The 6,814-nt window shown below is 42.3% G+C and carries 8 protein-coding genes; 6 read left to right on the forward strand and 2 right to left on the reverse strand.

The features are described 5' to 3' along the window. The coding region (locus Q0241_RS16375) for a methyl-accepting chemotaxis protein (protein WP_299379451.1) at positions 1-462 on the forward strand (462 nt) is incomplete at its 5' end. Between the two features lie 32 nt (positions 463-494). Next, positions 495-1,772, forward strand: a complete 1,278-nt coding sequence (locus Q0241_RS16380; RefSeq protein ID WP_299379453.1) for a transporter substrate-binding domain-containing protein — start codon at positions 495-497, stop codon at positions 1,770-1,772. Between the two features lie 468 nt (positions 1,773-2,240). Here the strand turns inward: Q0241_RS16380 and Q0241_RS16385 are convergent, their stop codons facing one another. Further along, positions 2,241-2,822 carry a DUF6151 family protein gene (locus tag Q0241_RS16385; protein ID WP_299379455.1) on the reverse strand — a complete coding sequence of 194 codons (582 nt, stop codon included), beginning with the start codon at positions 2,820-2,822 and terminating at the stop codon, positions 2,241-2,243. Between the two features lie 985 nt (positions 2,823-3,807). Here Q0241_RS16385 and Q0241_RS16390 point away from each other — a divergent pair. Both Q0241_RS16390 and Q0241_RS16395 read left to right on the forward strand, forming a co-directional pair. Beyond that, the gene (locus Q0241_RS16390) at positions 3,808-4,377 is read left to right on the forward strand and encodes a hypothetical protein (protein ID WP_299379458.1); all 570 of its coding nucleotides are present in this window, start codon (positions 3,808-3,810) and stop codon (positions 4,375-4,377) included. A gap of 8 nt (positions 4,378-4,385) precedes the next feature. Next, the gene (locus Q0241_RS16395) at positions 4,386-5,087 is read left to right on the forward strand and encodes a hypothetical protein (RefSeq protein WP_299379461.1); all 702 of its coding nucleotides are present in this window, start codon (positions 4,386-4,388) and stop codon (positions 5,085-5,087) included. Between the two features lie 102 nt (positions 5,088-5,189). Here Q0241_RS16395 and Q0241_RS16400 read toward each other — a convergent pair whose 3' ends face one another. After that, a complete protein-coding gene (locus Q0241_RS16400) occupies positions 5,190-5,528 on the reverse strand; it encodes a helix-turn-helix transcriptional regulator (RefSeq protein WP_299379463.1) in 339 nt (112 codons plus the stop codon). A gap of 444 nt (positions 5,529-5,972) precedes the next feature. Here Q0241_RS16400 and Q0241_RS16405 point away from each other — a divergent pair, with 444 nt between their 5' ends. After that, positions 5,973-6,626 carry a PAS domain-containing protein gene (locus Q0241_RS16405; RefSeq protein WP_299379466.1) on the forward strand — a complete coding sequence of 218 codons (654 nt, stop codon included), beginning with the start codon at positions 5,973-5,975 and terminating at the stop codon, positions 6,624-6,626. Further along, positions 6,623-6,814: pyridoxal-phosphate dependent enzyme (locus Q0241_RS16410; protein WP_299379469.1), on the forward strand; the 192-nt coding region annotated here is incomplete at its 3' end. The genes Q0241_RS16405 and Q0241_RS16410, both read left to right, overlap by 4 nt.

A 6,814-nucleotide genomic window follows, 5' to 3' on the forward strand; every position in this document is an offset into this window, starting at 1 on the left:
TTACTTGCTTTGAACGCAACCATAGAAGCCGCCCGCGCTGGGGATGCCGGGAAAGGCTTTGCCGTTGTGGCGAGTGAAGTAAAACACCTTGCCACACAAACAGGACAGGCCACCGAGGAAATTGGCATTAAAGTTAATGAGATCCAAAACGAAACCGCCTCTGCTGCCGATGCCGTACTGGGTATTGGCGATACAATTCGCAAGATTGATGAGCTGACAGGGGCAATTGCCAGTGCTGTCGAAGAGCAAGGGGCCGCAACCAGCGAAATTGCCCGGAACGTGGAAGAAGCTGCGCAAGGGGCAAACGAAGTCGCCAGTGTTGTTCAAAAAGTTGCTCAAGCGGCAGAAGAAACAGGTAAACTTGCAGAAAATCAGCAAAGTGTGATCGGTGAAATGGGCCGTAATAATGATGCGTTAAAACAAGATATCTCTATCTTCCTGACAGAGGTAAAGGCTTTGTAATTATCGCGATTAATTTCGGAGATAAATAGGCTTTGCGAAAGATATTTGCCACTCTTTCTTTTGTTTGGTGTTTGCCGCTATCACCTAGTTCCGCCGCAGACGTAGGTGATAATGCCATTAATGTCAGAACGCATCTGCACCCGCCCTATCAGCTTTTGAAGGATAAAGAGCTGACGGGAACGGGGGTACAGGCCATGAGGTGCGTTTTTACGCAGATGGGACGCAAATACCAAATCATGCTCTCGCCACCTAATCGAAACCGACACTTGATGACCGTGGGGAAAGTGGATGGCCTTTTTCTGAAAATTCCCAATCGTGAATTAAATAAAATGGGAACTGCAACAGAACCACTTGCTGTTGAGAGATGGAAATTTTTTCGTCTTAATGGGCCATTAGATAAAACCGGTGGTCCAATTCCCAACGTTAATGACAGGATTGGTAGTGTTCTTGGATCCAACGAAGGGAGCTGGCTGAGAGAACATCAATTTGAGAAGCTTGCTTTTTCAAGTAATATGAAAAGCCTGATCAAAGTCCTGTTAAATAAACGGGTTGATTATGTCCTGGCTGATGAGGCCGCTTTTTTGCAGGCAGCTAAAGAATTAGAATTTGGCTTGGAAAATATCAGATCGTCTTTTGTGCGCTATGTTCCGCTTGTTGCTTATTTTTCTCATAACTTTGTAGAAGATAACCCCGGCTTTCTAAATGATTTTAATCGTCGGATCGATCTTTGTCCCACAGACGAAAAACAGCCAACTGCAGCCGAAGAACAAAGGCTTGCAGACCTTGCCGAGTTATATGTTTCATTTGGGGATCTGCAAGCCGTCATTGTTCAGCAGGCCCTAGAGAACAGGGAAGGCAATAGTCAAACGGATAACGAGCTACTTGATCGTAAGAAACAACAAGATGCAACCTGGATAGAAGTCCGGAAAAACAACAAAAAAACCGAAACCCCTTTTATGACTTCTATCCTAGGGAATGGCTTGTCCAAAGAATTGAAACGCATAAAGAAAAGATCCAAAGGTATAATATCTGAAGTTTTTGTTTTTGATGATCAGGGGTATATTCTGGGCCTTAGTGAGATCACATCGGATTATTGGCAAGGTGATGAACAGAAATACAACCGTATTTTTAAAGATAACAAGCGGATAAATTTTTCACGAATTCAATTTGATAGCTCAACCCGGAAGTTTCAAATATCGGTGACAATGCCAATTTTTAATCCGGAGACAGGGCAAAAAATTGCGGGTATTACTTTTGGCTTTGATGCCGATACTTCTCTTAGTGATTATACGGTGTCAAAACCACTCTGAAGAATAAAGCACCGTATCCGCAATTCAGTTTTCCGCAACTTATGTCACCGATAATTCTGGTTATTCGTAATTCATGAATGATGTTAAATCTATTTTAAAGACTCTCTGACAGACTAAACTTTGTTAATAAAGTGTGCTCTTTGATAAATTTGCTCGCAAGGTAATGGGGTGTTTGGCTTTGGAAATCAAAGTCCAAACAGCTGTTCCCCAAAAGACTGTTCCAAATTACTGGATCTGACAAAAAGCAAAATAATAAGGAAGATCACAATGGTACTTTTAAAACCACTTATTTCTCTTTTAAGAACTATAGGGCAAATTTTTGATGGACCTAAATCAAGAATACCTTGCCGTGTTCGAGTGAAGCCACAGCCACAGAAACGAAAATAACGCGATCTGTGTCTGATGTTGATTTCTTAATTTTAACCTTCTGTATCTAGTGGCGGCTATATTGGCTTTACTCTTTGAAATCTAATCTGAAATGGGTGTTCCATCTGACTTAAAATAAGCATTGGGTTTGTTTTTACCGCCAAGGGAATCAAGGAATAAACGCGCGAAAATCTTTATCATTAAGCTGATGGGGAATTTAGGTGCTGAACTTTCTGCTTTGGGCATTTCCGTGGATGATGTGACAGGTGATTTTATCGCGTCCTGTTCCATAACGGAATAGCGTACAGGCCCCAAACTTTTGTCGCAGGCATTATCTTTGCCCATAAAGGTGTGGACGATACCTAAGAAGGGAAGTTTGGGACCAATCATGTTTCCAGCGGGTGTTTTACAACAGTCTGTATACCAACGATAAATCCCCTTTTCTGACAGTTTCAAGTAGCGCAGTTGATCCTGTCCTTGCGTGATTTCAACCTGCGATGGGGTGATTTGAAAAATCTCGGTGCCCCCAAAGGCATTAAGAACATCATCTGCGCGGTTAAGCTTTCTGGCAAAATTCTGACAATCCTCACAGTAACAAATTACACGTCTTGCTGTGCTTGGTGATATATTGCGTGCGACGCCCTTTACCTTGCCACAGGTGCATTCTAACCCGATGTCAGCCATTATTTTACCTTTGTGAAAAGTCCTGACGACTTGAATGAAATCTAACTCGGGAAATAATACTGACTTGGTGACGGAGAACAATAGTTTTAAAGGCTGCTTATTTTATTCTCATAATAAAGCTCAAAAAAATCCCCGGCTAAGGGAAGCCGGGGAAGTTAGCAAGTTGACACAAACTATACTTGCTCAGGGTAGGGAGGTTTTATGCTTTAAAAAGCGATTATGGGGAGAATGGCTGTGAATACGGTGCTTTTGGGGGAAAGCCAAAAACTGTGATTGAGGGCGGTAGTGAGTTTGAAGGAAATTATAGAAAGCAAAATGTTTTAAAAATAAGGCTCTAATCAAAGAGATGTTCTTAAAAATAAAATTTGTAATAAATGTATTGGAAAAAGGAAGCCAGAGTGAGCTGGTATTGGAAGTGTTCAAATTCTGATCTTCGCCGCCGAGATATCTTGTATGATATCCTGCATAAACAGTCATCTTGGTGTCCCCCTAGTGGTTTCGCTAAACACTCAGGTAACGCACTCACGTCAACAACTTTCCAAATACTATAACCTGAAAATACGCCTTTTGAGAAGCAAAATTTCACATGACGATAATAGTGGTTGTGTGTACGTGGTTTTTAAGGGGCTATATTTGGGGTGTATGGCTTGTTTTGTAAGGAGTTAGCTCATTGTGGATTTTGTTGGAATGTTGCCTATCAGAAAGTTGATGTGTTGTGGCTTAGGGGCAAATGAGTTCTGTTAAATAGCACCCATTAACTGGTTAATTTATGCCTTTTGGCCTGCTGAAGATCTAGGTGGCAATGAGCTTGTGATCTGGTCAAATAAATAGTTCGTTGACCTTTTTTACAAAAGAAATTCAATGTAATTACTTTTGGCTAACAGGCAGACATCATTAATTATCAAAAACATCTTTAGCGAGAGAAAAATAATTTCAGCATTTATTCTAGCGAGTGTTTGTTCACTTTAAACGTTAGGATAAGATGATGACCAAGTCTGTTATTGATGTCGCTATTGTTAAAGGTCTTGATGAATTGGAACTGGCCTATGCCATCAGGCGGAAAGTTTTTATGGATGAAGGTGGTGAACCCGAAGAAGAGCAGTTTGATGGCAATGATCTTTGTTCTGTTCATCTGATTGCCAAATGGAACGGGGCCGTTTGTGGGACGATGCGCATTCGCATTATTTCTATGGACGAAGGAGGAACAGCAATTTGGGAGCGATTGGCTGTTGAGCAAAATGCACGAGAAAAAAATCCCTGGATTTTTCGTTCTTTGCTCTTAAATGCTAAACGTTATACGGAACTAATGGGCCTGAAAACGGTTATTGGTATTGTTGAAAATCCCAAGTTGATGCGGTTCTGGAAACTTTATGGTTTTAAGCCGACGGGGGAAAAGCCGTTGAATTATCGCGGTCATGAATATGTTCCGATTAAATTGTCTTTGGCGGGCAGGAAAAACGAAGATACCATGGTCCAAGAGGTTACGTTGCGACAGGCTGTTCGTGCTTTTCCCGATGTTTTTGCCCAGGCACAACGATATCAGGCACAAGGATAAGCGTAAGTGTGAAAGAGTTGAAATTTGCCCAAGATATTCTCCAGGCGGAAACGCCTGGAGAGACCAAAGACCTGATTGTTGGTCTAGGGTTCAATGGTCTGTTCTTTCAACGTTGGTACCCGGATACGATGGATAACTGGGAAGGTCATCTTGCTGAGGGGTTTCAAGAACACTATTACGCTGCACAAATTTACCGTTTTTGTCCGGTCGCCAAGGCTATTCACCAGTGGGGCAGAAGTTATACCTTTGCCGAGGCACGGGATACTATTTCTATAGACTCGGAACAGGCTGTGATTGCCGAAAATTTATGGTCGTTTTTTGGGATGGACGATGGTGTTGTGATTTTTTCCGGCCGTTATAACTTAAAATCAGCCTTGATCCTGACAACAGAGGGGCCGGCTGAAAGCTTGTACCGCAAGTATGCCGGGCTATTGGCTTTGGCGGCGGAGAAGCTGGATCAACAGCTTTACCCCGGACATGCTTTGTTACGACAACTAAGCCGAGACAATATTACCCTGTCGCCTATACAGCAAAAAATTCTGAAGTTACAGATTAGTCACCCGGAATTATCCAACGCCGCCATGGCTGAGACACTGGGCATTTCGGTGAATACTTTATTTGCGCACCACAAGAAAATTGCAAAAAAAGAAGGCGTGACAACTTTTACAGGTGCCATTGTTAAACAGCTTGAGAAAAAAGTGGCTGAATAGATCCGCATAATTTTGATTAGTTTAAATTTGACCAGAATAATTTGGGCGCCAATCAGCAGGGTCGTTTGAACGCTGGTTCTAGCTGATGTGACGCTTTGGAACTTAGACTGCCTTGCTTTGTTGGCCTTCAATAAAATTCTCTAGATGATTTATGGCTTCCAAGGCTTTGGATAAATAGCTTTTTTTACAAGCCGGAGCACGTTTTTTCGTGTTGACGATGCTGGACACACTGACCCCGAGTACATTGGCGATATCTTGTAATAGGGGAGGGAGAACTTCGATTTGTCCTGCTTCACATTGATGAATATAGGATGATTTGACACCGACATGGTGCGCAAGATCATCTTCGGACATATTTTTCAATAGTCGGGTATAGCGAATGTTGACACCAATAGTGGTATTGCGTGTGGGAATATCGTTAATATTGGGGATATTTGGCACGTAAAAATTCCATCAGCCATCAGCCAATCGGGATGATCAGCAGTAAAAAATAATGATGAAGCCGAAGGTTGAACCGACGGATTGTTATTATGAAGCATTCACATAACAATATATGCATTAGTATATTTTTTATTTGAAACTTACACAACTTAAAAGTTTAACATTGGGTCAGGTTTTCTGGTGGATTTTTGTCATAAATTCCAAGGATGGTTTCGAAGTTCCTTCATGTAGCTTGGCGTAGTTTTTGATTTTCTTACCTAAAGTATATCTAAGCTGCTGAATGATAGCCGCCTGCGTGAATAGTATTTGATGAGAAATTTTTGAGATCTTTTTTCAAACTTTACCCGTAAGAGGTTATTGGTTGTGTTTTTTATTTACCGGGAATTAAATTGAGCAAAAATAATTTCTGGACTCATATTCTTAATATAGACTATATGTCTATTTATGGAAAGTTTTAACACTTATAAATCGATGGCAGACGGGGTTGCAGCATTAATGCATCCCCATGCTGAAGTCGTGATACACGATCTGAAAACACAAGAGATTGTTTATCTGGCGAATAACTATTCCAACCGCGAAATTGGGTCACCGTCCCATATGGACGAGGTGGAATTTACCGAAGGCGATCGTGTGCTCGGGCCATACCGCAAGGTGAATTGGGACGGTAAAATCCTTAAGTCCATCAGTGTCGTCATGAGAAATAGTAACGATCAGGCCGAAGCTATGATCTGTATAAACCTGGACATGTCTGAAATGAACCGGATGCATCAAGTTCTTGGCATGATGCTGGGGGCACCGGAAGAAGGTCTAAAAGAAGGTAAGCCCGAAGAGAATAATGGAAAACAAAGTGAAAAGGTTGACGCGCTGTTCCGTGATGATTGGCATGAGCGGATCAATATCTCTATTCAGGATTGGCTAAAGGAAAACGGGCTTAGTCTGCAAGCTCTTGGCCGAAGTCAAAAGCGTGATCTGGTTATTGCGTTAGAGACCAAAGGGGCTTTTCAGGGGCAGGGATCAGCCAACTATGTTGCACGCTGCTTAGGACTTGGACGTGCCACCGTTTACAAATATCTAAAAGAACAAAGGGGATCGGCATGATCATACATGATCGCAATCTGGTCGAGGAAATTATGGCTGCCAATCAGCGTATTAAGGCTGTGGATGGCGGTGTACGCGAAACGCCACTGGACGAAGCGCCATCCTTTAGTGAGCGAACGGGTGCAACCTTTTTGCTTAAGGGTGAGCATTTGCAACGTACAGGGTCCTTCAAAATGCGCGGGGCGATG

Source organism: uncultured Kiloniella sp., from assembly GCF_937128705.1.
Taxonomy (GTDB): domain Bacteria; phylum Pseudomonadota; class Alphaproteobacteria; order Kiloniellales; family Kiloniellaceae; genus Kiloniella.

Bases quoted from the DNA above. Each gene is read 5' to 3' on its own strand.
- Q0241_RS16385 (WP_299379455.1), bottom strand. From the start codon at position 2,822: ATGGCTGACATCGGGTTAGAATGCACCTGTGGCAAGGTAAAGGGCGTC.
- Q0241_RS16405 (WP_299379466.1), top strand. From the start codon at position 5,973: ATGGAAAGTTTTAACACTTATAAATCGATGGCAGACGGGGTTGCAGCA.
- Q0241_RS16390 (WP_299379458.1), top strand. From the start codon at position 3,808: ATGACCAAGTCTGTTATTGATGTCGCTATTGTTAAAGGTCTTGATGAA.